Source organism: Robertmurraya sp. DFI.2.37, from assembly GCF_029211245.1.
Classification (GTDB): domain Bacteria; phylum Bacillota; class Bacilli; order Bacillales; family Cytobacillaceae; genus Robertmurraya; species Robertmurraya methanolica_A.
Map to the genome: position 1 here is coordinate 1 of NZ_JARGEJ010000672.1, position 298 is coordinate 298.

Here is a 298-nt window from a genome sequence, read left to right on the forward strand (position 1 = left end):
TTTTGGATAAGATAGAAGCAGTCTCGTTATATCTAGCCCAAGATTGCCGTCAGAAGTCGCTCTCGTCACGACAATTCCCGTTGCTGTGGAGATCAATAATGCTGGTATTTGACTGACAATTCCATCTCCGACAGTAAGGAGAGAAAAACGTGTAGCTGCTTCCCCAATAGGTAGTCCTAATTGCATAGAACCGATGACAATTCCAAAAAGTAAATTGATTAAAGTGATAATAATCCCAGCAATGGCATCCCCTTTAACAAACTTACTGGCACCGTCCATAGCACCATAGAAGTCTGCT

At 42.3% G+C, this 298-nt stretch carries 1 protein-coding gene; it reads right to left on the bottom strand.

The features are described from left to right. On the bottom strand, positions 1-298 hold a 298-nt coding region (locus PZE06_RS28150), incomplete at both ends, for an FHIPEP family type III secretion protein (protein WP_275792421.1).